The following is a 24,257-nucleotide window of genomic DNA, read 5'->3' as shown; positions in this document are numbered from 1 at the left end:
CGCACACAGTCCGCTGTCATGAATTGGCCCAATCTTCGATCAGCGTCATACACTAGACACGCAGTCCGGACGCTTTCGGGCTGACTTCGCATGCATCGACGTCATCGACACCGGACGCCCACGGTCCTGCCACGGCAGGCGGGCGAGCGGTGATGCATCAGGAGGTGACGCAATCCCGCGTCGCCGCACAACCGTTTGGCACACCCATGGTGTGCCCTGATGAGGAAGGACACGGTCATGGCCGTCGTCACCACTCGCCAGCTCCTCGAGAGCGGCGTTCACTTCGGACACCAGACCCGTCGCTGGAACCCGAAGATGAAGCGTTTCATCTTCACCGAGCGCAACGGCATCTACATCATCGACCTGCACCAGTCGCTGGCCTACATCGACAAGGCTTACGCCTTCGTCAAGGAGACTGTCGCCAAGGGGGGCCAGATTCTCTTCGTCGGCACCAAGAAGCAGGCTCAGGAGTCCATCGTCGAGCAGGCCAGCCGCGTTGGCATGCCCTACGTCAACCAGCGTTGGCTCGGCGGAATGCTCACCAACTTCCAGACCATCTCGAAGCGCATCGCCCGACTCAAGGAGCTTGAGGCCATGGACTTCGACAAGGTCTCTGGCTCCGGTCTCACGAAGAAGGAGCTGCTCATGCTCTCCCGTGAGAAGGACAAGCTGGCCAAGGACCTCGGTGGCATCCGCGACATGCCGAAGACTCCTCAGGCCATCTGGGTTGTCGACACCAAGAAGGAGCACCTCGCCATTGACGAGGCTCGCAAGCTCAAGATCCCGGTTGTCGCCATCCTCGACACGAACTGCGACCCGGACGAGGTCGACTACCCGATCCCGGGCAATGACGACGCCATCCGTTCGGTGTCCCTGCTGACCCGCATCATCGCCGACGCCGTCGCCGAGGGCCTCATGGCTCGCTCCTCCGGCAAGTCCGGTGACCAGGCTGCCGAGGCTGAGCCCATGCCTGACTGGGAGCGTGAGCTCCTCCAGGGTGGAGACGCCAAGGCTGAGAACAAGACTGAGGCCGAGGAGCCGAAGGCCGACGCCCCCAAGGCCGACGAGGCCGAGAAGTCCAACTGAAGTTCGCCCACGTCTAGACAGGACTGAGATTACCCATGGCTATCACTGCTGCTGAGGTCAAGAAGCTGCGCGACGCCACCGGCGCCGGCATGATGGACGCCAAGAAGGCACTCACGGAGGCCGACGGCGACTTCGACAAGGCCGTTGACATTCTGCGCGTCTCCGGCGCTGCCAAGGCCGCCAAGCGTTCCGACCGCGAGGCCAGCAACGGCCTGGTCGCCGCTGCCGGTACTTCCCTGGTGCACATCGGTTCCGAGACCGACTTCGTCGCCAAGAACGAGGAGTTCATCGCCACTGCCAAGGAGATTGCCGAGGCCGTCGATAAGGCTGGAGCCGACTCCAAGGACGCCGCCAACGCCGCCACCCTGGCCGACGGCACCACCGTCGCCGACAAGCTCGCTGAGCTCGCCGCCAAGATCGGTGAGAAGATCGAGCTCGCCAACGCCGCCCACGTCGACGGCAACGCTCACGTCTACCTTCACCGTCGTTCCCAGGACCTGCCCCCGCAGGTCGGCGTGATGGTCGAGTACGAGGGTGGCGACAAGGAGGCCGTGCACGGCGTCTGCCTGCAGATCGCCGCCATGAACCCGCGCTGGCTGTCCCGTGACGAGGTCCCCGCCGACGTCGTCGAGCACGAGCGCACTGTCGCCGGCGACATCGCCCGCGAGGAGGGCAAGCCCGAGAAGATCATCGACCGCATCGTCGAAGGTCGTCTCAACGGCTTCTACAAGGAGAACTGCCTGCTCGACCAGCCGGCCATCTCCGACGACAAGAAGTCCGTCGCCCAGACCCTTGAGGCCGCTGACGTCACCATCAAGCGCTTCGTGCGCTTCTCCGCTGGAGAGTGACTCCTTCCCGGCACGAACCGGGGATGGCTGACACGAACGGCCCCACCACGTGGTGGGGCCGTTCGTCGTTCCCAGACTCGAGGGTTCGCTGGAGTTCAGAGGTCCCGGGCCACCCATGACGGGATCCCCCCGGTAGTGAATGCCGGTCGAGACCACGGTGAACTGCGGCGGTAGCCATCCTCGGGCTAAGCTGAAGTGACGCATCCCGCGTCAATGTCCGCCGACCAGGAGAGATGATGCCAGAGCGCTACAACCGAGTTCTTCTCAAATTGTCCGGAGAGGTTTTCGGAGGGGGAGGAATCGGTGTCGACGCCGATGTCGTGGCCGCCAAGGCCCGCGAGATCGCCGATATCGCCAACAGCGGCGTCCAGGTGGCCGTCGTCGTCGGAGGTGGGAACTTCTTCCGTGGAGCTGAGCTTCAGCAACGCGGCATGCAGCGTGATCGCGCCGATTACATGGGCATGCTTGGCACTGTCATGAACTGCCTCGCCCTTCAGGATTTCTGTGAGAAGGCTGGAGTCGACACCCGCGTCCAGACCGCCATCACCATGGGCCAGGTCGCCGAACCGTACATTCCCCGCAAGGCCGAGCGTCACATGGAGAAGGGACGAGTTGTCATCTTCGGCGCTGGGTCCGGGATGCCGTACTTCTCGACCGACACCGTTGCTGCGCAGCGAGCCCTCGAGATCGGCGCGGATGCCCTACTCATGGGCAAACAGGGAGTGGACGGCGTCTATGACAGCGATCCCAAGACTAACCCGAACGCCCACAAGTTCGATGAACTGACCTACGACGAATTCCTGTCACGTGACCTCAAGGTCGCCGACGCCACCGCCGTCGCCATGGCCAGGGACAACGATCTGACGATGGTCTTCTTCAACCTCGAGACCCCGGGCAACATCGCCCGTGTCATCAATGGTGAGGAGATCGGCACCACCGTCCATCGCTGAACCATCGAAGACACACCAAGGAAGGACTACACAGTGAGCGACATCATCAAGGACGCCGAGAAGAAGATGGGGTCAGCGGTCGACCATGCCCGCGAGGAGTTCGCGGCCATTCGAACCGGACGTGCCAATCCCGCCATGTTCAACAAGATCATGGTCGATTACTACGGCGCCCCCACCCCCCTGCAGCAGCTCGCCAGCTTCCAGGTTCCGGAGGCTCGCACCGTCCTCATCGCCCCGTTCGACAAGAGCTGCGTCAACGAGGTCGAGAAGGCCGTCCGCGACTCGGATCTGGGCGTTAACCCCTCCAATGACGGCAACGTCGTGCGTTGTGTCCTGCCGGCCCTCACCGAGGAACGCCGCAAGGAGTACATCAAGATGGCCAAGGGGAAGGCTGAGGAAGGCCGTATCGCCGTCCGCAACGTCCGTCGCGCAAGCAACGACATCGTCAAGAAGCAGGAGAAGGACAAGGAGATCTCCGAGGACGAGATGACTCGTCTGGAGAAGGAGCTCGACCAGGTCACGCGCAAGTACGTCGAACAGATCGACGAACTCCTGAAGTCCAAGGAGAGCGAGCTCCTCGAGATCTGATCGGATTCGGGATGGACAACTCGCAGCAGAAGGCCACGGCCACACGTACCCCACGTGCCGGCCGTGACCTTCCTGCTGCCATCACCACGGGTGTGGTGCTGTGCGGGGCCGTCATCGGCACCGTCGGGTGGTGGCACTGGGGGTTCGTCCTGCTGATGGCCCTTGCTCTGGTGGCCGGAGCCATCGAGCTTCATCGAGCGATGGCTCGACTGGGCATGGATTCTGCAGTTGTGCCGATCTGTGTCGGTACCGTGGTGATGGTCATCGGGGCCTACGCGGCCTCGACGATGGACCTCCACATCCTGCCCAACACCTTCCTCGTTGCCACCCTCGGGGCGACGACGGTCGCGGCGATGGCATGGCGTCTGCCGCGCGGTTCCGACGGATTCGTCGAGGATGTCGCGGCGAGTCTGTTCACTATCGCCTACCTGCCTCTGCTGGGCTGCTTCGTCCCACTCATGATGGGAGACGACGGAGGCAGTCGTCGCATCGCCACCTGGATCCTCAGCGTCGTCGCCTCCGACACTGGCGGCTATGCCATCGGGGTGCTTTTCGGCAAGCACAAGATGGCTCCGATGATCAGCCCCAAGAAGAGCTGGGAGGGATTCGCCGGATCCGTCATCACGGCGGCCCTCGTCGGATGGGCCTGTCTGGGTGGCCTGCTCTCAGCCCCGGCCTGGGCCGGTTTGCTCCTCGGCGTGGTTCTCGCGTTCACTGGGACTGCGGGAGATCTCGTCGAGTCAATGATCAAGCGCGATGCCGGTATCAAGGACATGTCGAACTTTCTGCCCGGCCACGGCGGAGTGATGGACCGGCTGGACTCGGTGCTGTTCTCAGCACCCTTCGCATGGCTCGTCATGTCCTTGGTGCTGTGACCGAGCTTGTGCCTGTCATCTGATCGCGCCGGGAAACCTCGCAGCCACCGTGAACGGATCCATGGTGGCTGACCTCAATTCTGAGAGGAATGTCGTGACCGACCTTGAATCCGAGCGTCCGAGCCTGTCTCCGTCGGGACTGGTGCTGCCCACCACACCGCTGGCCGAGAAGGAAATTCCGGTGGTGGTGCGTACCCCGAAGCGCACCAAGCCCCCCCGCCACTGGATCGATCTGAGCGTCGAGGAGAGGGTGCAGGCAGTCAAAGATCTCGGTCTGCCGGCCTTCCGCGCACGCCAGATTTCCACCCACGTCTTCGACCGTTGGGAGGTTGACCCCACCGAGTGGACCGACCTGCCCAAGTCAGCCCGTCAGGAAGTCGCCGACGCATGGTTCCCGACCCTGTTGACCCAGGTCTCCCGGCAGTCCTGCGACCGTGGCATGACCGTGAAGACTCTGTGGCGGCTACATGGCGGGGCGCTGGTGGAGTCGGTTCTCATGCATTACCCAGCCACCCATCATTCTGCGGCTCGCACCACCTTGTGCATCTCCTCCCAGGCCGGCTGCGGCATGGCCTGCCCGTTCTGCGCGACCGGGCAGGGCGGTATCCAGCGCAACATGTCCACCGCTGAGATCGTGAGCCAGGTGCTGGCGGCCAACCGTCTCATCGAGGCTGGAGAGGTTCCCGGGGCTAGTGGCCGAGTTCACAACATCGTTTTCATGGGCATGGGCGAGCCGATGGCCAATTACCGTTCGGTGCTCACTGCGATTCGCACCTTGACCGCTGAGGGGCCCGACGGGGTTGGCATGAGTGCCCGGGCCCTGACGGTCTCTACCGTTGGGCTCGTGCCGCGTATCAAGGCGCTGACCGAGGAGGGGATCCCCGTCACCCTGGCCGTCTCCCTGCATGCCCCCGACGATGAGTTGCGTGATGAACTCATCCCGGTCAACCGTCGTTGGAAGGTCGACGAGCTCCTCGATGCCGCCTGGCAGTACGCGGAGAAGACCAAGCGTCGGGTCTCGATCGAGTACGCTCTCATGAAGGACATCAACGACCAGGCTGATCGGGCCGCCGTGCTGGCTCGCCAGATTCGTCGTCGTGGTGACTGGACCTGGGCTCACGTCAACCTCATCCCGCTCAACCCGACCCCGGGTTCGCGCTGGACGGCGTCACGCCCGGAGGATCAGGATGCCTTTGTCGAGATCCTGGAGCGCTGGAAGATTCCGGTCACGGTGCGCGACACCCGAGGCTCCGAAATTGATGGCGCATGTGGTCAGTTGGCTGCTGTGGGGCGCTCGGAAGGTTTGGGCAACTAGTCCATTGGGTGAGCCAGGGGGATGGCTCGGGGCGATGTGGTGCGAAAATCAACCGAAGGACGTCTGCACATGAAGGAGGTCGCAGGATGGATAGCCAGCTCGAGGACGCCTACGAGGCGGTGCTGAAGCGCAATTCGGGGGAGGCCGAGTTCCATCAGGCCGTACGGGAGATCTTCGAGTCCCTCGGCCCGGTGCTCGAGAAGAACCCGCAGTACGTCGAGGCAGCAGTCCTGTCGCGTATCTGCGAACCGGAGCGTCAGATCATCTTCCGGGTCCCGTGGGTCGATGACAAGGGCAAGGTGCGCATCAACCGTGGCTTCCGTGTCGAGTACTCGTCGGTACTGGGGCCGTACAAGGGCGGACTGCGATTCCACCCCTCGGTGTACCTGGGAACCATCAAGTTCCTCGGTTTCGAGCAGGTCTTCAAGAATGCGCTGACCGGCATGCCGATCGGTGGTGCCAAGGGCGGCTCGGACTTCGATCCGCACGACGCCTCCGAAGGTGAGGTCATGAGGTTTTGCCAGTCGTTCATGACCGAGCTCTACCGCCATCTCGGTGAGCACACCGACGTCCCTGCCGGTGACATCGGCGTCGGTGGCCGTGAGATTGGTTTCCTCTTCGGCCAGTACAAGCGGATCACCAACCGTCACGAGTCCGGGGTTCTCACCGGAAAGGGACTCACCTGGGGTGGTTCCCTGGTGCGCACCGAGGCCACCGGCTACGGCGCGGTCTTCTTCGTCCAGCGCATGCTGGCGACCAATGGAAGGTCCTTGGACGGCCTGCGAGTCACCGTCTCCGGGTCGGGCAACGTCGCCATTTACGCCATCGAGAAGGCCCAGGACCTCGGTGCGACGGTCGTCGCGTGCTCGGACTCCAACGGGTACGTCGTGGACGAGAAGGGGATCGACGTCGCCCTGCTCAAGCAGGTCAAGGAGATCGAGCGGGCACGCATCAGCGAGTACGCCGCTCGCCGCGACTCGGCCACCTTCCACACCGACGGCTCGATCTGGGACACCACGGCTGACGTCGCCCTGCCTTGCGCGACCCAGAACGAGCTCAATGGCCAGGCTGCCGCCACGCTCATCCGGAATGGTGTGGTTGCCGTGGCCGAAGGTGCCAACATGCCATGTACCCCCGAGGCTGTGCACGCCTTCCATGATGCCGGTGTCCTCTTCGCTCCCGGCAAGGCCTCCAACGCTGGTGGCGTGGCCACCTCGGCCCTGGAGATGCAGCAAAATGCCGCGCGCGACTCCTGGGACTTCGACGCCACAGAGGCCCGCCTGCAGCAGATCATGGCTGACATCCATGATCGCTGCATCGAGACCGCTGACGCCTATGGCCACCCAGGCGACTACGTCATGGGCGCCAACATCGCCGGATTCACCAAGGTGGCGGACGCCGTCATCGCGATGGGTGTCGTCTGAGCGAATCCATCGCACCTGGTCCGCCGCCGGTGGCAGCGAGATCATGGACGTCAGCAAGGGCGGCACACTCGGTCAGATCGGCCCCTTCCCTCGTCCGGATGGATCCGGTGCCGTCTGCTCCGGCTGCTCGACCCTCTCGATCTCGATGTGGGACGGGCTCATCGATGCGGCTCCGGGTGGACCAAACCAAGCAGACCGCGGGGATCGAGGGGGACACGATCCCACTGGATCGTCGTGGAACCCGGCGACATCCGCACAGTCAGGCCGTGGGGACTGGAGATGACGTCAAGTTTCGCGATGAAGGTCTCGCCCTGCCAACCACCGCTTGCCGCGATGTCGATGGAACCCTCACCGACACGGCAGTGACACGTCAGCCACTCGTCATGACCGACGACGAGGTCGAGAGCGGCGTCGAAGATGCCGAACTGGGGTTGGGCGCAGTGCCAGGACATCGCCCAGCCGTCACCGTCACCGCGAGGGGAGACGACAATGTGAGAACCATCGACGATTCCCTGCACCGAGCGCGCCGGGTCGAACTTCCCGGAGACCGTGGGCAGGGTGCGGACAACTTCCTCGGGTTCGGGATCGATCCCCTCCACCAGTGCGGGAACGAGATGATCCCAGACGATCTGCAGAATCGCCTGTTTGTCCCCGGGGCCCTCGCCGACCTCATTGGTCATGACGACGACGGCGTCGACCTCGGGGATGACGAGGGCGAACTGGCCGAAGGCGCCGTCAAGACGGTAGCCGTGGCTCGAGATCCAGGTCTGCCAGCCATAACCCAGTCCCCACTCGGGGCCGGTGAGGCCATCGGATTCGACATGCTTGACGCGGTGCTGCTCGATCCATTCCCGGGGGAGCAGACGCTTGCCGTCATGGATGCCGTCGTCGAGGAGGAGCTGGGCGAACCGACCCATGTCCTCGGCGTCGATGTGCAGGCCACTGAACCCCAACGGAATGCCATCCATGTCGCCGGCCCAGCTGTGTGGCCCACAGCCCAGCGGTTCCAGTACCTCTCGGGTGATGATGGCGTCGACATCCGCCCCGGTGTGTTGACGCACGATCCGAGAGAGCAGCCAGGTGCCGAGGTTGTTGTAGGCGAAGTCGGCCCCGGGGCGTTCGGCAGGTTCGGTCGCCAACCACAGCTGAGCGGTCTCGGTGCTGGGAATTCGCAGTACGCCCAGGGGAGGCTCGGCGAGTTGTTCGGGGGAGTGGCCACTCGCCATCGCCAGGACGTCACGGACCCTGATGGATCTGGCCACCGGGCCGGTCTCACCGGTGCAGGAGGTGGGCAACAGGTCGGCCAGGGTGTCGTCGTACCCGAAGGCGCCACGGTCCACTGCGATGCCGACGGCAGCAGAGGTGAAGGTCTTCGAGCAGGAATAGACGAGGCCGGGTACGTCGGGGCTCCAGGGTGCCCAGCGACGCCGCCCGACGACCTGCCCGTGCTGACGGACGATGAGTCGATGGGGGTGGACCCCGGCTTCTTCGAGGGCATCGGCGGTGATGTCGAGGACACTGTCGGTCATGAATCCACTGTAGGGCCGCTGGCCAGGGTTTTGAGGCGACGATTGAACGAATTCTCCCTCGAATCGGCCCTCTGGAATGGTCATGACAGACTGGCAGGGTGAAGAAGGTCATCATTCTCGGCTCCACTGGATCGATCGGAACGCAGACCCTGGAGGTCATTGCGTCACGCCGTGACCAATTCGAGGTCGCCGGCATATCGGCAGGTGGTTCAGACGTTGGCCTGCTGGCCCAGCAGGTACTCGACTTCTCCATTCCCGTGGTGGCGATCGCACGGGAGGATGCAGCCGAGGAACTCATGAGAGCACTGGCTGTCCAGGCCGGGTCACGCGATGTCCCGGTGCCCAATCCTCAGATCCTGGCGGGGCCGGAGGCTTCGACACAGCTGGCCGGGATGCCCGCTGACGTCGTCTGCAATGCCATCACCGGAGCTGCCGGTCTGCGCCCGACCCTGGCAACCCTTGCTGCCGGGACGACCCTGGCCCTGGCCAACAAGGAGTCCCTGGTCATCGGTGGCAGGCTCGTCACTCAGGCGGCCACTCCCGGACAGATCGTCGCGGTCGACTCGGAGCACTCCGCCTTTGCCCAGTGTCTGCGCGGAGGTGGACGCAATGAGGTGCGCCGTCTCGTCCTGACGGCCTCCGGCGGTCCGTTCCGCGGCCGTGACAGGGAATCCCTGGCGGACGTCACCGCCTCCGACGCCATGAAGCACCCCACCTGGAACATGGGACGCGTCATCACGATTAACTCCTCGACCTTGGTCAACAAGGGCTTGGAGCTGCTCGAGGCCGCCCTGCTCTATGACGTCGACCTCGACGACATCACCGTCGTCGTCCATCCCCAGTCCGTCGTCCACTCCATGGTGGAGTTCTGGGACGGCGCCACCATCGCCCAGGCATCTCCGCCCGACATGAGGCTGCCGATCGCCCTGGGTCTGTCGTGGCCCGATCGCATCCCTGACGCCGCGGCTGGTTGTGACTGGTCGACCGCCACCCAGTGGACTTTCGAGCCGCTGGACAACGAGACCTTCGGGGCCGTCGAACTGGCGCGTTGCTCGGGTAAGGCGTCCGGCACGGCTCCGGCCGTCTTCAATGCCGCCAACGAGTCCTGTGTCGACGCCTTCTGCGAGGGCCGCATCGGATTCCTCGACATTACCGACACCATCGCCGCCGTCCTTGACGAGCACCTGTCCGGTGACGGTAATGGTGTGCCTGGCGCTCGTCACATCGGTGACGAAGCCCTCAGCCTCGACGCCGTGCTGGCGGCCGACTCGTGGGGCCGCCGCCGCGCCGCCGAGCTGTGCGCACGGGGACGCGGCCAGTGACCGTACTGGTCGAGGTGCTGGCGGGGATCCTCTTCTTCGCCCTCATCATCCTTTCGGTTCTGCTGCACGAGTGTGGCCATTTCATCCCGGCCAAGATCTTCGGGGTCAAGGTCACCGAGTTCTTCGCCGGATTCGGGCCCAAGATGTGGTCGGTCGAACGCGGCGAGACCGAGTACGGGTTCAAGTGGATACCGCTCGGCGGCTACGTGCGCCTGGTCGGGATGTATCCGGCCGAGGTGCATCACCGTCATGCCAACAAGCTGACGAAGCTGGCCGACGAGGCTAGGGCAGCCGAGGCTGAGGAGATCACTGACGCGGACCGCGGACGTCTCTTCAGCGACAAACCCGTCTGGCAGCGTCTCATCATCATGAGTGGCGGAATCCTCACCAACCTGCTGCTGGCCTTCCTGTTGTTCTGGGGAGTGTTCGGCATCTACGGTCGGCCCGCCGAGACGACCACGGTGGCCGCGGTGACTCCGTGTGTCCAGATGGCCAAGACTCAGGAGTGCTCGTCGGACGACCCGCCGGCCCCGGCAGCGAGAGCCGGGCTGCAGCCGGGGGACCGCATTGTCTCCTTCAACGGCGAACAGGTCGAGTCCTGGTCCCAGTTGCAAGAACTCATCCGTGACAACGGGGACGGGGAAGTCCGTCTGGAGGTGGAGCGGGACGGTCACCCGGTGGCTCTGGAACCGACCCGGACCATTCTCAATGAGATGCCAGACATCAACAACCCTGGCCGCAGCGTCAAGGTGGGATATTTGGGATTCAGCCCGACCATGGTGATCGTTCATTCCGGGCCGGGGGACACCGTCTCCCAGATGTGGGTGATGTCGCAGCAGTCGTTGAGTGCCCTGGCCAGACTCCCCGTGCTGACCTGGAATGTCGCCTCTGACATGGTCACCGGCAAGACTCGTGACGTCAACAGCCCGATGAGCATCGTGGGAGCGTCGCGAGTTGCCGGAGACATCGCAGGCAATGGGCAACTGACTTTCGGGGACAAGGTTGCCTCGGGGGCGAGCTTGCTTGGTGGCCTCAATCTCTTCCTCTTCTGGTTCAACGTGGTGCCCCTGCCACCCATGGATGGTGGACACATCGCCGGAGCCATCTACGAGGCGTGCAAACGGCGGATCTTTCGGATTGCTGGCAAGCCTGATCCGGGCCCGGCCGATACCGCGATGATGCTGCCCGTGGCATGGGTCATCGGCGTCCTCATGCTTGTCATGGGGCTTATCCTCGTCGTCGCTGACGTCGTCTCCCCAGTCAAGATCTTCTGACTCTCCGGCAATCCTGTGAATTAGCCGTGAGATGCCGGGTCGTCACGCAATGATGGGGGAAAATTCGGTGAATTGTCGGTGACAACCGTTCCTTCCGTCGTATCTACCGTGGCAAGGTGGCGCGCGAACGTTCCCTGCCACGAGATGGGATTTCTCATGACCACAATGTCCAGACGCGTCCTGGCAGGCCTCTCTGCTCTGTCGTGCGGCGCCGCCGCTGTCGTCGCGGTCCAGCCGGCCCATGCCGATCCGACAGCAGCCAGCCACGTCGTCATCAATGAGGTCTATGGAGGTGGCGGTAACTCCGGTGCCACTTGGACCCACGACTTCGTCGAATTGCTCAACCCCACCTCCACGGACGTCTCCGTCAAGGGGTGGAAGCTGGAATACCTCACTGGCAAGGGCAAGGTGGCCAACACCTGCAGCCTGGCCGGCGTCGTCAAGGCTGGTGGCCACTTCCTGGTCCAGGAGGCCAGGGGAGACGGCGGCAGCAAGGCCCTCCCGACTCCCGACGCCGAGTGCTCGGCATTCATGAGTGCCACCAAGGGTTCGGTACGTATCACTGACGCATCTGGGGCCACCGTTGACCTGGTTGGTTACGGTGCTGCCTCGGTGGCCGAGAAGAAGGCGGCTCCCGCTCCGTCGAACACCACCTCGATCGAGCGTCGTCATGGCGTCGACACCGACGACAACTCGGCGGACTTCGAGGTCGGCGGTCCCACCCCGACGCATTCTGGTTCGGCCCCGGCACCCACCCCGGCGCCGACGCCCACCCCGACTCCCGTCCCGGACCCGACCGAGACCCCGATTGCCACGATCCAGGGCAATAGCCCGGCCAGCCCACTGGTCGACAAGACCGTCACCACGGTGGGCGTCGTCACCGCTGCCTATCCGACCGGCGGATTCAACGGCATCTACATCCAGACCCCGGGATCCGGTGGCACCCCGAAGAAGGCCACGGACGCCTCTGACGGTGTCTTCGTGTACTCGAAGTGGGCCGCCGCCAACGTCAAGGTCGGCGACTGCGTGACCGTCAAGGGCACCGTCATGGAGTACAACGACCTCACCGAGATCGGTGGCAGCACCCGAGTCGACCGCAAGTCCGGTTGCGCCCCTGTCAAGGCCACTGAGCTGACCTCCCTGCCGGCCACTGACGCTGACCGGGAAGCCTACGAAGGCATGCTCGTCAAGCCCACCAGCGGCTACACCGTCACCAACAATTACGGCCTCAATCAGTACGGTCAGATTGGCCTGGCCGATGGCGACAAGCCCCTCTACCAAGGCACCGAGATTGCCCTTCCGGGCAAGGACGCCGAGGCCGTCGAGGCTGCCAACAAGGCCAAGTACATCAACCTTGACGACGGTTCGTCATGGAACTTCATGACGAACGCCGACGCCAAGAACTCCCCGCTGCCGTACCTGTCCCAGGACACCCCGATACGCACCGGCACCCACGTCGACTTCACTTCGCCGGTCATCATGGACCAGCGGTTCGGCTGGAACTTCCAGCCCACCGGTCAGGTCGTCGGCGCGGACTCCAAGCTCTCCCCGATCAAGGCCGGCAACAACCGCCCGACCACCCCGCCGGCCGTCGGCGGCAACGTCAAGCTGGCCAGCTTCAACGTACTGAGCTACTTCACCGACCTGGGCCAGGACGAGCCGAACTGCAAGGCCTATGTTGATCGTGACGGCAACCCGGTCTCGGCAAACTACTGCCTGGTCCGTGGCGCCTACACCCCGAAGGCCTTCGCCGACCAGCAGGCCAAGATTGTCACCGCGATCAACGGTCTGGGGGCCGATGTCGTCTCCCTCGAGGAGGTCGAGAACTCCGCTCAGATCACCTGGCATCCGGGACAGTCCCGCGACGCCTCCCTGGCCAATCTTGTTGCCGCCCTCAACAAGGCCGCCGGTGAGAAGGTATGGGCCTACGTGCCCAGCCCGACCGTCATTCCGCCGAACGAAGACGTCATCCGCTCGGCCTTCATCTACAAGATCGGCAGGGTCTCCCCGGTGGGCGCCTCGCAGATCTTGACCGACCCGGCCTTCGCCAATGCCCGTCAGCCGCTGGCCCAGCGCTTCCAGCCGGAGGGTTCCAGGCGAACCTTCGTGGCGGTCGTCAACCACTTCAAGTCCAAGGGCTCGGGTGAGGACGACGGCACCGGCCAGGGCAAGTCGAACCCCAGCCGCGTCTCCCAGGCCAAGGCTCTGACCGGATGGGTGAACACGACCTTCAAGGATGACCCGGTCTTCATGCTCGGTGACTTCAACGCCTACGCCATGGAAGATCCGATTCGCGCCATCAAGGACGCCGGATTCAGCGAGGTCGTCGAGGAATACGATCCGAGTGCTGCCAGCTACCAGTACTCCGGCCGTGTTGGTTCGCTCGACCACATCTTCACCAATGCCAAGGCCCATGAGCTGGTCTCCGGTGCCGGTATCTGGGACATCAATGGCTCCGAGTCGGTGGCCATGCAGTACTCGCGTCGTAACTACAACGTGACTGACTTCTACACCACCAGCCAGTTCGGCGCCTCGGACCATTCCCCGGCACTGGTCGGCTTCTCGATGCAGGCTCCGTCCCCGACTCCATCGATGACGCCGACAACTGTCCCGACGACTCCGTCGGTCACCACCCCGTCCCTGACTCCGTCGATGACGCCGACAACTGCCCCGGTGACGACTGTCTCGACGACTCCGTCGGTCACCGCGCCAGCATCGGCCACTGCCCCCAGTACGACGGTCGCTCCGGCCCGCGAGTATGTGCCGGGACCCCGCCCCGGTCTGCCTCACACCGGAGTCTGACAAACCCTCGCAGCACCCGCCCTGTCACCACGACAGGGCGGGTGCTCGCTGTCAGCGTCACCACACTGGTGTACGTAGGTGACACAATGGAAACGACAATCCGCGATTTCAGGAGTGACACGTCAATGACCGTGAACCTGGGTATGCCCACCCCTCCCGTTCCGACCCTGGCGCCGCGTCGCAAGACGCACCAGATCAAGGTGGGAGATGTGCTGGTCGGTGGGGATGCACCCATTTCGGTGCAGTCCATGACGACAACCAAGACTCATGACATCGGTGCCACCCTGCAGCAGATCGCCGCCCTGACCGCGGCCGGCTGCGACATCGTCCGCGTCGCCTGCCCGACCGATAAGGACGCCGAGGCGCTGCCGATCATCGCCAAGCAATCCCAGATCCCGGTGATCGCCGACATCCACTTCCAGCCCAAGTACGTCTTCCAAGCGATCGAGGCCGGCTGCGGTGCGGTGCGCGTCAACCCGGGCAACATTCGCAAGTTCGACGACCAGATCGAGGCGATCTGCAAGTCTGCCACCGAGCACGGCACCAGCATCCGCATCGGCGTCAATGCTGGCTCCCTCGACAAGCGTCTGCTCGACAAGTACGGCGCCCCGACTGCCGAGGCCATGGTGGAATCGGCATTGTGGGAGGCGAGCCTCTTCGAGCAGTACGGGTTCCGTGACTTCAAGATCTCGGTCAAGCACCACGACCCCGTTGTCATGATCCGCGCCTATGAACAGCTCGCCGAGAAGTGCGACTACCCGCTGCACCTGGGCGTCACCGAGGCCGGACCCGCCTTCCAGGGCACCATCAAGTCCGCGGTCGCCTTCGGGCACCTGCTCGCCGAGGGCATCGGTGACACCATCCGCGTCTCGCTGTCGGCCGACCCGGTCGAGGAGGTCAAGGTCGGCATCAAGATCCTGGAGTCCCTCAACCTGCGCCCCCGCGGCCTGGAAATCGTCTCCTGCCCCTCCTGCGGACGCTGCCAGGTCGACGTCCTGTCCCTGGCCAACGACGTCACTGACGCTCTCGAGGGAATTGACGCCCCGCTGCGCGTGGCCGTCATGGGATGTGTCGTCAACGGTCTGGGCGAGGGTCGTGAGGCCGATCTCGGGGTTGCTGCCGGCAATGGCAAGGGCAAGATCTTCAAGCACGGTGAGGTCATCCGTACCGTCCCCGAGAGCGAGATCGTCCAGACCCTCGTCGACGAGGCGAACCGGATGGCCGAGACCATGAACGAGACCGGGGAACCGGAAGTCGCGGTCTCCTGACGTGTTCACCAGGATCAGGGTCCTCGACGACACCGACGTTGGTCAGGTCACTGAATTCCTGCAGCAGGACCCGGTGGGAAATCTCTTCCTCTTGTCGCGCATCCAGGCCAACGGCTTGGATCGCGGCAGACTCGGGTGCCCTGTCGTCGGTGTGGTGCATTCCCGAGAATTGCAGGGGGTACTCCATCTGGGCGCCAACGTCGTACCGGTGGCCTCGGACGAGTCAACGATCGAGGAGCTGTCCTCCAGAGTTGGTCCGTGGCGGACGTCCTCGTCCATGATGGGCCGTTCCGGTCCGGTGATGGCTCTGCAACGCATCCTGTCGCAGCGCTACCCGCGCGCCTGGGGGAGACCCCGCGAGGTCCGTGCCAGCCAGCCGTTGTTGGAGCTGCAGGAACCGTCCCGCGTCGATCCAGATCCCCGTGTCACGGCTGCGACAATGGGTCATTTCCAGGCCTATTTCCAGGCTGCGGTGGCGATGTACACCGAGGAGGTCGGCGTCAGCCCGATCGAAAGCTCCGGCGGGTACATGCGACACATGCGCGCTCTCGTCCAGAAGGGACACTGCTTTGTCATTGTCGATGACGACGGAACCGTGCGATGGAAGTCAGACATCGGCGTCAGCTGGCGGTCGCACTGTCAGATTCAGGGAGTCTGGCTGGATCCGGCGTGGCGGGGCAAGGGCCTTGCGGATGCTGCCATGACTGCCGTAGCACACCTGTGTCAGCGACGCTACGAGTCGGTGTCCCTCTACGTCAATGACTTCAACATCCGAGCCCTGGCGATGTACGACACCGTCGGTTTCCGTCAGGTGGGGGAAATGGCCACCGTGCTCTACTGACGGCCCGCTGCGACCGGGGCATAAAGGCGGATGAACAGGGTCGGCGCTCATGTCGGTGACCTTGCCCCGCGTCGCAGACACCAAGTGAACGCTCTCAACAGCGGGGCCTTCGACACTGTCGCTGGAGATCGGTGTGTGACAATGCCATCGGTGGTGAGTAACCCGGGGCGCATGGTCGCCTACCAAGGACGTACATGGGTGCTTCAGCCGGGCGATTTCCGCTGTCGGGAATTTTGTTCACCTGAACCAATCGATCCTCCGTTTCGCTCAGAGACGCGCTGTCACGCGTGCCGTTGAGCCCGAGAAGGAGAAATGAATCCTTCCAATAGGTATGCACGCTCACGGTTCCAGTGGTGCCCCAGATCTTGAATTGTCGACAGTGATGTGTTTTCCGGAGACCGTCGGCTCTGATTCCATGGAACTCCACGGTGCTCCAACAGACCAATCGGAGGTGCCCCCCTGCCCGTGGAGTGATCGGCATCCACGTGGTGAGCGGTGTACGGCAGGGGGCGGAATAGGGAGGAAACAGGACTGCCTCAGGCGACCCGGCGCCGCATCCCCCCGAGCAGCCCGCGCGGCGCGAGGACCCAGCACAGGAGAAACACCGCCGTCGCGACGAGGACGATCGTCCCGCCGGCCGGAAGGTCGATCGACCACGACAGGTACAGGCCTACCAGGGCGCTGAGGCCGCCGATCACCGGCGCCAGGACCATCATTCGACCCAACCGATCGGTGAACAGGTGGGCGGTGGCGGCCGGGGTCACCAACAGGGCCAGGACGAGGACGTTGCCGATGACCTGCACAGAGATGACGACGGTCATCGTCACCAGCACGTAGAGCAGCAGGTCGAGGGCGAAGACCGGAAGGTTGGAGGCTCGCGCAGTCTCGCGGTCCAGGCCGACGGTCACCAGCTCCTTGTGGACGGCGCGTTCCAGGAGCAGCACGATAACCCCGGCCACGCACACGACGACGATGTCGTCGTTAGTGATACCCGTAATGGATCCGAAGAGGAACTGTTGCAGGGAACCCGAGTACCCAGGAGCTCTGGAGATGATGACGATTCCCAACGCGAAGGCTCCCGCAAAGAGGATTCCGATGACGGAGTCCTCCTTGAGGCGTCGGTTTTGGGAGACGATGGCCACCAGGACGGCAGTGACGAGACCGGCCACAGCACCACCGACGAGCAGCGACCCCTGGAGTAGGAAGGCCACCGCTAAACCGGGGAAGACCGAGTGGGCCACCGCGTCGCCGATGAAGGCCATGCCTCTCAGCACGACATGGGAACCGATGACGCCGGCAACCATCGAGCAGACCACGGCAACGAGCAAGGCCTTCGGTAGGAAGACCAGCAGGGGATTGGTGAGATCAGTGAAGAACTCCCATGGAGTGAGCATTGATGGTTCCTTGTCAGACAGGGGTGTGGACGGGTTCAGCAGCCCCGACCATGGTCAGCAGCGGGGAGTTCGCGGTGACCCCGAAGGCCTTCATCCACATCGTCGGATCCCGCAGTTCCTCCGGGGTGGAGTCGGCGACGACGGTGCGGTTGATGAGGCACACCCGGTCAGCGGTGGCCATGGCCTGGGCGAGGTCGTGGGTCGTCATGACCAGTGTGGTGCCGTCGGTCGCCAAGCGGCAGAACAGCTCAGTGAGCATCTCTTGGGTCGGCATGTCGACCCCGGTGAACGGCTCGTCCAGAAGCAGTACGGAGGGACGTGTGGCCAAGGCTCGGGCAATGAGAACACGCTGACGCTGACCACCGGAGAGTTCTCCCACGGTGCGATCTGCCAAGTCCGCCATGCCGGCGATCCGCAGGGCGTCGCGCACCGCGATGTGGTCATCCTTGCCAGGACGACGTAGCCACCCGATGTGGCGGGTTCGTCCGCTCATGACGACGTCGGCGACGCTGATGGGGAAGTCCCAGGCGAATTCGTGACGCTGGGGGACGTAACCGATGTGACGCCATCCCTTGCCGGGAGCGGACCCAGCGACCTCAACACTGCCTTTGGCTGGTTTCACCAAGCCGAGCATGCTGCGCAGAATGGTCGTCTTGCCGGCGCCGTTGGGGCCCAGGAGTGCCAGCAGGTCACCCCTGCTGGCTGACAGGTTGACGTCGTGGAGCACGCGGAGGCCGCCCAGGTTGACGGCCATGTCAGTGATCTTGATGGATCCGAGGTCACTCATGCGAACTCGTTCCACTGTCGGAGGTCTTGGCCGATGTTGCGTCGGTGCCCTCGTCCTTCCATACCTCGTCGTGCATCTTCCTGGACTTCGAGCGTCCCACCAGAGCAGCGATGATGAGGGCGATGATGACGACTCCGGCGATGATCGCGATGATCATTCCCCACGGGGTGTCATGGTCGGAATCATCAGTGGAGTTGGTGGCAGCTGTTGGCGTGGAGGCCTTCGCAGAGGCCGAGGCAGCGGCGGAGCTGCTTGTTGAGGCCATGCCGGACGCCGAGGAATCCGATGCCGCGGAAGCCTGGGAGGACGCCGAGGCAGAGGCACCCATGGTTCGAGCCTCGTCGACCGAACCCTTGTCACCGACGACGAACCTCAGCTTGGTCGAGTAGGAGTGCTTGGCGCCCTTGGCGTCGGTGCCGCGGACATCGACGGAGATGGTCTGCGCTCCCGGATCGGAGAACACCCAGTTGGCGTGCACATGGGTGTTGGTCTCCATGTGCACCAACTGCTCTCCGGACCTGGTGGAGTCATACAGCGGTGTCGGGGCGTCGAAACCGTTCTCGATGAACATGTGGGCCTGACCTGGACCCTCGTGCCCGGTGAAGACGAGTTCGGCGCCACGAGGGAAGTTCTTGACGATCTCCGGGGCCTGGGTGTTCCAACCGAGCCACACGACCTTCTGGTCCTGGGTCTGTGGAATGACATATGCCTTCTTGCCACGCATGTCGCCGAGGAAGGAGTAGGCCTCGTCGTTCGGCACGTCGATACGGGACGCATCGACCACGCGTAGCACGGCGTCATCGGTGTTGCGCCACACCGGCGGGTTGGCGGTGTCGTCGCGGGCCATGAGGGTGAACTTGCCGTCAACGATGCGAGGGCCGACATCGACGTGTCCTCGCCTGATCTCGGCGGGTTCCTTGGCCACCTTCTCGTTGTCTGTCACCGTCTGCTTGAGGGCAGGATCTGGTGGCGGGGTAGGGGAGGCATGGGCTGGCTGCGAGAGTGCGAAACCAGTACTGAGCGCGATGAACATGGCAGACAGGGATGCCAACCGACGGTGTTTCGTAATCATGGATTCCTCCGCAGGAGCCTCATCCCAGACACTTGGCCAGGGAGTCGGCGTCGAATTTCATGAGGTCGATGTAGTTCGTGACTCGGTCGTCGAAGGTGTCGCCGTAAATGGGGCACACCTGGACACCGTTCTCGGCGGCAATGGCCGCGAGCACTGAGGAGCCACGCAGCACATTGGGTTCCAGGAACACGGCCGGCACCTTGAGGTCGGCGATGGTCTGGTTGAGTTTGCGTCGTTGTGCCATGGACGGCTCGACACCGGGATTGGCGGTCACGAATCCGGCCACGTGCATGCCGTGGGCCTGGGCGAAGTAGCCGTAGGCGTCGTGGCTCGTGATGAGCTGACGCCGCCCCTTGGGAATGCTGGCGATCTTGCGATCGACGTAGTGCGAGGTCTCTTCCAGCCTCGCCAGGTATGTCTTGGCGTTCTCTCGGTAGGGCTGGGCGCCGTCGGGGTCGGCCTTGATGAGAGCGTCACGGATGACCTGCACGTAGGCCTTGGTGTTCTTGATGCTCATCCACAGATGGGGGTCGATCTCGCCATGAACGTGCGCGCCGAGAACGGCCTGGGGCAGCTGGTGGATCGAGTCGCCAGGGTGGCCCAGGAATCGGAACGCCGGAGTCGGTGGGATTTCGGTGAGTGCCTTCGGGGGCACCCACACCACCGACTTGTCGGGGCTGAGACGCTTCTGGGTGCGGACGCCACCGCCAGTTGGATCGGACAGGATGATCATCTTGCCCTCGTCGATGTCGGCGGAGAGGTCCGCGTGGCCCTTGTCGACGACCGTCCGGTTGGCGAGTTCGGGGATCGTGCGTGGATCAGCTCCGACGGCAATCGTCAGGGTCTGGGTGCCGATGGGGGTGTCTCCCTTGGCCGTGGACAGGGTGGCCGCGAAGGTCGCCTTGTAGATGCCAGGCTTGCTGAACGCCCACGACATGTGGGTGTGGGCGTCAGCAGGAAGCTCGACGTCATCACGCTCGTCGACGCCGTCAGTCGTCGAGTAGTAGATCTGCGGACGACCAAAGGTGCCGGTGATGTAGGCGGTGAGATCGCCAGGACCGTCGACGGATTTCAATTGGAGATGGACCGAGGACGAACGGTCGGCCCCTTGAGCAGTGCCCTTGCCGATGACCCGCAGGCCCAGCCAGACGGTGTCCAGGTTGGCATTCTCGACGAGCGGGATGACCTCAGCGCCATACTTCTGTGCCTCCTCAGCCAGAGAGACGTTGATCGATCCGGCAGGCAGGGAGGCGTCGATGGTCTTGATGACCGAATGGGGCTCGAGCATGAGGTAGTTCGACAGGGCGACCTTCGAGTACACGACGGTCCGGACATCACGCAGCGACGGCTCGTAGGCGTGGGGGTCGGCGCCGGAGGGCACCATCGAGGTGACGGTGGCACGATCGCCGGCGACGTTGCGCGTCAGGTCAGCGAGGATGGGCGTGGTCGTCACCACGGAAAGCTTGTCGTTCTGGGAAGCGGGCGCGTGGCCGCACCCAGCCAGAAGGCTGAGTGCGGCCACGACGCACACCAGGCGTTTTCTCACCCGCGTCGTCTCCTCGCCACGAGGAGAGTGCCGGTCAGACCGATAACCGCGAGGGCTCCGGCCACCAGACCCTGGTTGGTCTGGGAGGCGATACCGGAATCGCCAAAGGTGCCGTTCTCACCGGAGCGTGGCAGCCCGTTGAGATCGCAGGGCTTGCCATCGGGGGTGCGGCCCACGATGGTGTAAGCCGGCTCGGTGTTCTGGTCGGCGCCGGTGGAGGCCAACACCTTGCCGATGGAGGCGGCGACCGACTTGGCATCGATACTCACTGCGAAGTGGAGGGTGCCGGTGGCGCTGACCTTCTTGCCGGCCTTGGTGGTGGCCGTCTGGGTGACGGTCACGGCGTAGTGGCCGGGGGCGGTGAACACCCAGTTCGGGTGAGCATGGGTGTTGGCCGGGACGGTGTAGCTGGTGGGTCCGCCGACGTTGTCGAAGACCCGCTGGCCCACTCCACCACCGAAGGTGCCGGACATGAACACGGCCATCTTGCCGGGGCCGCTGACCTTGTCCAGGTGCATCTGGACCGGGCCGGTGGTGCCGCTGACGATTGACTCGTGCATGGTGTTGACGCCGAGCCACGGCACGCCGGGAACCTGGGTCGCACCGATGAGCCACACCTTGCTGCCGCCCTTGGCGATGAACTCCATGCCGGCCGGAGCCGTGGTGTTGGCCTTGTCACCGACAGCCATCACGATGCTCGACGGCACAACCCACTTCGCCGGGGCGGAGCGGTCGTCCTTGAGAGCGGAGATGAGCTTGCCGGACTGCAGCTGGACGCCCCAGTCGAAGTGACCCTCGGTGGCGATGGACGCAGGATGGGTGGCAGACTGAGCCGTCTTCTTCACGGCAGCGGCAGCCTTGGTGGGGATCTTCACCGGACGGCAGATCTCCTTCCGGGCGGAGGAGCCGCTGGTGGTAGTTCCCTCGGTCGATCCGTTCGGGTCGGAGTTTCCGCCAACCTCGTTGGTCGGCGTGTTGCCGACAACACCGAGATCATCGAAGGGCTTGTCGGAACCGCCCTTGGTGCTGTTCTTGCCGGGAACCGGGGTGCCGCCCTTGCCGCCGTCACTGGTGGGGCAGGTGTTGGCGGCGGCGATGGCCTTGGAACCGACCACCCAGGTGTAGGTGTGGGTTCCGGTGCTGACGGTCTTGCCATTGCGAACGGCGGTGGCGTCAACAGTCATCTGGTAGCGGCCGGGCTTGGTGAACACCCAGTTGGCGTGCACGTGAGACGGCTGTTTGACGGTGATGGTGCCCGGGAGGGTCTTGGACCCACCGTCGAGAAGGGCCTTGACTCCTCCGAAGGAGCTCTGCGAGAACAGGTGCACTTGGCCGGGGCCCTTGACGTTGCGGACGTTGATCTTGACCTCGTTGAAGCTATTGCGATTGACGTCGAAGGTCTCCCAGCCTGGCCACAGCAGATCCTGGTTCTGCGTGATGGGCAGCAGGTAACCCCTGGGGGCACCGGGGTACCCGCTCGGGATGGTGGTCAGGGCAGAGTCCTTGACGGCAAGCAGGACGTTCTCCGGGGTGTGAAGCACACCCTCGCCGGTCACGTCCTCCTTGACCTGCAGGTCAAGACCGTTCTTGGCAGCTGAGCCGACGCGGAAGACGTCGGAATGACCGTGGTCAAGAACGAGCTTCTTGTGGCAGGGCTCCTTGCCGTTGCTCGGTTTCGGGGCCGGGGTGACGGAGGGCTTCGGCTTCGGGGTGGGCTTCGGCTTCGGGGTGACCGAGGGCTTTGGCTTCGGGGTGACCGAGGGCTTTGGCTTCGGGGTGGCCGAGGACTTCGGGGTCTGCGTCAGGGACGGCTTTGGCTTCGGGGTGACCGAGGGCTTTGGCTTCGGGGTGACCGAGGGCTTTGGCTTCGGGGTGGCCGAGGACTTCGGGGTCTGCGTCAGGGACGGCTTCGGCTTCGGGGTGACCGAGGGCTTTGGCTTCGGGGTGGCCGAGGACTTCGGGGTCTGCGTCAGGGACGGCTTCGGGGTGGCCGAGGGCTCCGGAGTCGGCGTCACGGACGGGGTAGGTGCCGGCTCGGGGGCCGGCTTGCCCCACGGGGCCGGAAGGGCCGTCTGGTCGCCAACCACCCAGGTATAGGTGTGTGGCTTGGTCTGGAAGGTCTTTCCGGACTTATCGGCCACGGCCTGGACGGTCATGGTGTAGACACCTGGCTTGCTGAACACCCAGTTGGCATGCACGTGGGACGGATGATGAACCGTGATCGTGCCCGGCAGGGTATTGGAGCCACCGTCGAGCAGTGACTGAAGGTCTCCGAAGGACCCCTGCGAGAACAGGTTGACTTGGCCGGGGCCCTTGACGTTGCTGATGTTGATCTTGACGGCGCTGAAGTCATTGCGCTTGACATCGAAGGTCTCCCAACCCGGCCACAGAACCTCCGGGTTCTGGGTGAGGGGGAGGACATAACCCCTGGGAGCTCCCGGCAGACCTGTCGGGATGTCCATGAGTGCAGCGTCCTTGATCTTGAGAAGCACGTTCTCCGGGGTGTGCAGGATGCCCTCTCCGGTTACGTCCTCCTTGAGCTTGAGGTCGAGTCCGCCATTGTCGGTCGATCCGACGCGGAAGATGTCAGTGTGACCATGGTCGAGGACCATAGGCTTTTCGCTGCCCGGGTCGGCGTCCGATCCAACTTGGGCGTAGACGTTGTTGGGATCCCTGAGGTCATCACTGCCCCAGAGACCCTTCATGATCGGCCTGTCGTTGCCCGTACCCCACTCGACGTGGGCGGTGTCGACAAGGCCGTTGTGCAGGAGCTCCCGGCTCGGCGCTGCTGCGTTCGCTGATGATGGGTTGATCGTCAGGAACGTCAGCAGGACGGCAAGGAGCGATGCGAACCGTTTCACGGTGGCCTCCATTGTCTTCCTGTGATTTCCGACTAACTGTATAATGAGAACAGTTATCACCGCCACTGGGGTCTGATATGGGTTCTCGGTGGAGAACCGTGTTGCGACAGGCAATCCTCGGGTTGCCGACGTCAAGAATTCACCTTGTCGAAGACCCCTCCTTAGCTTCATGGTGCTGTGAAATGTGATGTGTGTCACGTTGTATCAACGTTGTACTTGGTTGCCGGTGACCCTAGCTGTGATATCGGGTCATGGATCGACGGCGCGAACCGGGATGATGGGCCCATACGTGCCTGCATCCTGAGGCTGCACGAGATTGCTTGCGTAGAGGGATCGGTCGAAGTCGATACACGTGCTGTGCGTGACCTGCTGAGAGTCTGACGGGCTGTCGAGGGTGAGCTGGCGAAATCGGGCACCGTCCTCCTTGCCGCTAGGATTCAACGTGGTCGTGGCCGGTCACGTCGAAGGGCGGCGG

18 protein-coding genes are annotated in these 24,257 nt (G+C 63.9%); 12 read left to right on the top strand and 6 right to left on the bottom strand.

All coding sequences use genetic code 11. The features are described 5' to 3' along the window. Positions 1–237: 237 nt before the first annotated feature. From rpsB to gdhA, 7 genes are all read left to right on the top strand, one after another. Entirely contained in the window at positions 238–1,086 is an 849-nt protein-coding gene (rpsB, locus tag AC6I1W_RS10540) for a 30S ribosomal protein S2 (RefSeq protein ID WP_065673467.1), read from the top strand. Between the two features lie 35 nt (positions 1,087–1,121). Continuing rightward, entirely contained in the window at positions 1,122–1,934 is an 813-nt protein-coding gene (tsf, locus tag AC6I1W_RS10535) for a translation elongation factor Ts (RefSeq protein WP_016665750.1), read from the top strand. A 233-nt stretch (positions 1,935–2,167) separates the two neighbouring features. Further along, positions 2,168–2,884: a UMP kinase gene (gene pyrH / locus AC6I1W_RS10530; RefSeq protein ID WP_036975349.1), complete on the top strand. Its 717-nt coding sequence runs from the start codon at positions 2,168–2,170 to the stop codon at positions 2,882–2,884. Between the two features lie 33 nt (positions 2,885–2,917). After that, positions 2,918–3,472, top strand: a complete 555-nt coding sequence (frr, locus tag AC6I1W_RS10525; RefSeq protein WP_016665748.1) for a ribosome recycling factor — start codon at positions 2,918–2,920, stop codon at positions 3,470–3,472. 11 nt (positions 3,473–3,483) lie between these two features. After that, the gene (locus tag AC6I1W_RS10520; RefSeq protein WP_063279302.1) at positions 3,484–4,347 is read left to right on the top strand and encodes a phosphatidate cytidylyltransferase; all 864 of its coding nucleotides are present in this window, start codon (positions 3,484–3,486) and stop codon (positions 4,345–4,347) included. A gap of 61 nt (positions 4,348–4,408) precedes the next feature. Continuing rightward, on the top strand, positions 4,409–5,662 hold the full coding sequence (rlmN, locus tag AC6I1W_RS10515) for a dual-specificity RNA methyltransferase RlmN (protein ID WP_270236747.1): 1,254 nt from the start codon (positions 4,409–4,411) through the stop codon (positions 5,660–5,662). Positions 5,663–5,748: 86 nt separating this feature from the next. Beyond that, on the top strand, positions 5,749–7,086 hold the full coding sequence (gene gdhA, locus AC6I1W_RS10510) for an NADP-specific glutamate dehydrogenase (RefSeq protein ID WP_016665745.1): 1,338 nt from the start codon (positions 5,749–5,751) through the stop codon (positions 7,084–7,086). 158 nt (positions 7,087–7,244) lie between these two features. On the opposite strand, the gene AC6I1W_RS10505 is transcribed toward gdhA, so the two are convergent. After that, positions 7,245–8,615, bottom strand: a complete 1,371-nt coding sequence (locus AC6I1W_RS10505; RefSeq protein ID WP_270236688.1) for a serine hydrolase domain-containing protein — start codon at positions 8,613–8,615, stop codon at positions 7,245–7,247. Positions 8,616–8,713: 98 nt separating this feature from the next. Here AC6I1W_RS10505 and dxr point away from each other — a divergent pair, with 98 nt between their 5' ends. From dxr to AC6I1W_RS10480, 5 genes are all read left to right on the top strand, one after another. Beyond that, the gene (gene dxr, locus AC6I1W_RS10500) at positions 8,714–9,937 is read left to right on the top strand and encodes a 1-deoxy-D-xylulose-5-phosphate reductoisomerase (protein ID WP_270236687.1); all 1,224 of its coding nucleotides are present in this window, start codon (positions 8,714–8,716) and stop codon (positions 9,935–9,937) included. Further along, positions 9,934–11,211 carry a M50 family metallopeptidase gene (locus AC6I1W_RS10495; RefSeq protein ID WP_065673470.1) on the top strand — a complete coding sequence of 426 codons (1,278 nt, stop codon included), beginning with the start codon at positions 9,934–9,936 and terminating at the stop codon, positions 11,209–11,211. The genes dxr and AC6I1W_RS10495 overlap by 4 nt, the downstream gene beginning before the upstream one ends. Positions 11,212–11,367: 156 nt before the next feature. After that, positions 11,368–14,013, top strand: coding sequence for an ExeM/NucH family extracellular endonuclease (locus AC6I1W_RS10490; RefSeq protein WP_270236686.1), 2,646 nt, complete (start codon positions 11,368–11,370; stop codon positions 14,011–14,013). Positions 14,014–14,099: 86 nt separating this feature from the next. Next, positions 14,100–15,281: a flavodoxin-dependent (E)-4-hydroxy-3-methylbut-2-enyl-diphosphate synthase gene (gene ispG, locus AC6I1W_RS10485; protein ID WP_036975348.1), complete on the top strand. Its 1,182-nt coding sequence runs from the start codon at positions 14,100–14,102 to the stop codon at positions 15,279–15,281. A 1-nt stretch (position 15,282) separates the two neighbouring features. Continuing rightward, positions 15,283–16,122: a GNAT family N-acetyltransferase gene (locus AC6I1W_RS10480; RefSeq protein WP_270236684.1), complete on the top strand. Its 840-nt coding sequence runs from the start codon at positions 15,283–15,285 to the stop codon at positions 16,120–16,122. Between the two features lie 536 nt (positions 16,123–16,658). Here AC6I1W_RS10480 and AC6I1W_RS10475 read toward each other — a convergent pair. The 5 genes from AC6I1W_RS10475 to AC6I1W_RS10455 are packed head-to-tail and all read right to left on the bottom strand — an operon-like array spanning position 16,659 to position 23,794. Then, complete coding sequence (locus AC6I1W_RS10475; RefSeq protein ID WP_270236682.1) at positions 16,659–17,516, bottom strand: anchored repeat-type ABC transporter permease subunit; 858 nt, start codon at positions 17,514–17,516, stop codon at positions 16,659–16,661. Positions 17,517–17,529: 13 nt separating this feature from the next. Next, positions 17,530–18,303, bottom strand: coding sequence for an anchored repeat-type ABC transporter ATP-binding subunit (locus tag AC6I1W_RS10470; RefSeq protein ID WP_069102718.1), 774 nt, complete (start codon positions 18,301–18,303; stop codon positions 17,530–17,532). Continuing rightward, positions 18,296–19,375 (bottom strand): choice-of-anchor M domain-containing protein, encoded by a 1,080-nt coding sequence (locus AC6I1W_RS10465; protein ID WP_117188549.1) that lies wholly within the window; start codon positions 19,373–19,375, stop codon positions 18,296–18,298. Before AC6I1W_RS10465 ends, AC6I1W_RS10470 begins: the two co-directional genes overlap by 8 nt. A gap of 19 nt (positions 19,376–19,394) precedes the next feature. After that, positions 19,395–20,921 (bottom strand): anchored repeat ABC transporter, substrate-binding protein, encoded by a 1,527-nt coding sequence (locus AC6I1W_RS10460; protein ID WP_065673865.1) that lies wholly within the window; start codon positions 20,919–20,921, stop codon positions 19,395–19,397. Further along, a complete protein-coding gene (locus AC6I1W_RS10455; protein ID WP_462552994.1) occupies positions 20,918–23,794 on the bottom strand; it encodes a TIGR03773 family transporter-associated surface protein in 2,877 nt (958 codons plus the stop codon). The genes AC6I1W_RS10460 and AC6I1W_RS10455 overlap by 4 nt, the downstream gene beginning before the upstream one ends. Positions 23,795–24,257: the final 463 nt, after the last annotated feature.

The organism is Cutibacterium sp. KB22876, assembly GCF_059728865.1.
This window is presented reverse-complemented; position numbering and strand designations above follow the sequence as displayed.

What these genes read in the sequence shown, in the direction of transcription:
- rpsB (WP_065673467.1), top strand. Translation starts at nt 238, where the DNA reads ATGGCCGTCGTCACCACTCGCCAGCTCCTCGAGAGCGGCGTTCACTTC.
- tsf (WP_016665750.1), top strand. Translation starts at nt 1,122, where the DNA reads ATGGCTATCACTGCTGCTGAGGTCAAGAAGCTGCGCGACGCCACCGGC.
- pyrH (WP_036975349.1), top strand. Translation starts at nt 2,168, where the DNA reads ATGATGCCAGAGCGCTACAACCGAGTTCTTCTCAAATTGTCCGGAGAG.
- AC6I1W_RS10520 (WP_063279302.1), top strand. Translation starts at nt 3,484, where the DNA reads ATGGACAACTCGCAGCAGAAGGCCACGGCCACACGTACCCCACGTGCC.
- rlmN (WP_270236747.1), top strand. Translation starts at nt 4,409, where the DNA reads ATGGTGGCTGACCTCAATTCTGAGAGGAATGTCGTGACCGACCTTGAA.
- gdhA (WP_016665745.1), top strand. Translation starts at nt 5,749, where the DNA reads ATGGATAGCCAGCTCGAGGACGCCTACGAGGCGGTGCTGAAGCGCAAT.
- AC6I1W_RS10505 (WP_270236688.1), bottom strand. Translation starts at nt 8,615, where the DNA reads ATGACCGACAGTGTCCTCGACATCACCGCCGATGCCCTCGAAGAAGCC.
- AC6I1W_RS10490 (WP_270236686.1), top strand. Translation starts at nt 11,368, where the DNA reads ATGACCACAATGTCCAGACGCGTCCTGGCAGGCCTCTCTGCTCTGTCG.
- ispG (WP_036975348.1), top strand. Translation starts at nt 14,100, where the DNA reads ATGGAAACGACAATCCGCGATTTCAGGAGTGACACGTCAATGACCGTG.
- AC6I1W_RS10475 (WP_270236682.1), bottom strand. Translation starts at nt 17,516, where the DNA reads ATGCTCACTCCATGGGAGTTCTTCACTGATCTCACCAATCCCCTGCTG.
- AC6I1W_RS10470 (WP_069102718.1), bottom strand. Translation starts at nt 18,303, where the DNA reads ATGAGTGACCTCGGATCCATCAAGATCACTGACATGGCCGTCAACCTG.
- AC6I1W_RS10465 (WP_117188549.1), bottom strand. Translation starts at nt 19,375, where the DNA reads ATGATTACGAAACACCGTCGGTTGGCATCCCTGTCTGCCATGTTCATC.
- AC6I1W_RS10455 (WP_462552994.1), bottom strand. Translation starts at nt 23,794, where the DNA reads ATGGAGGCCACCGTGAAACGGTTCGCATCGCTCCTTGCCGTCCTGCTG.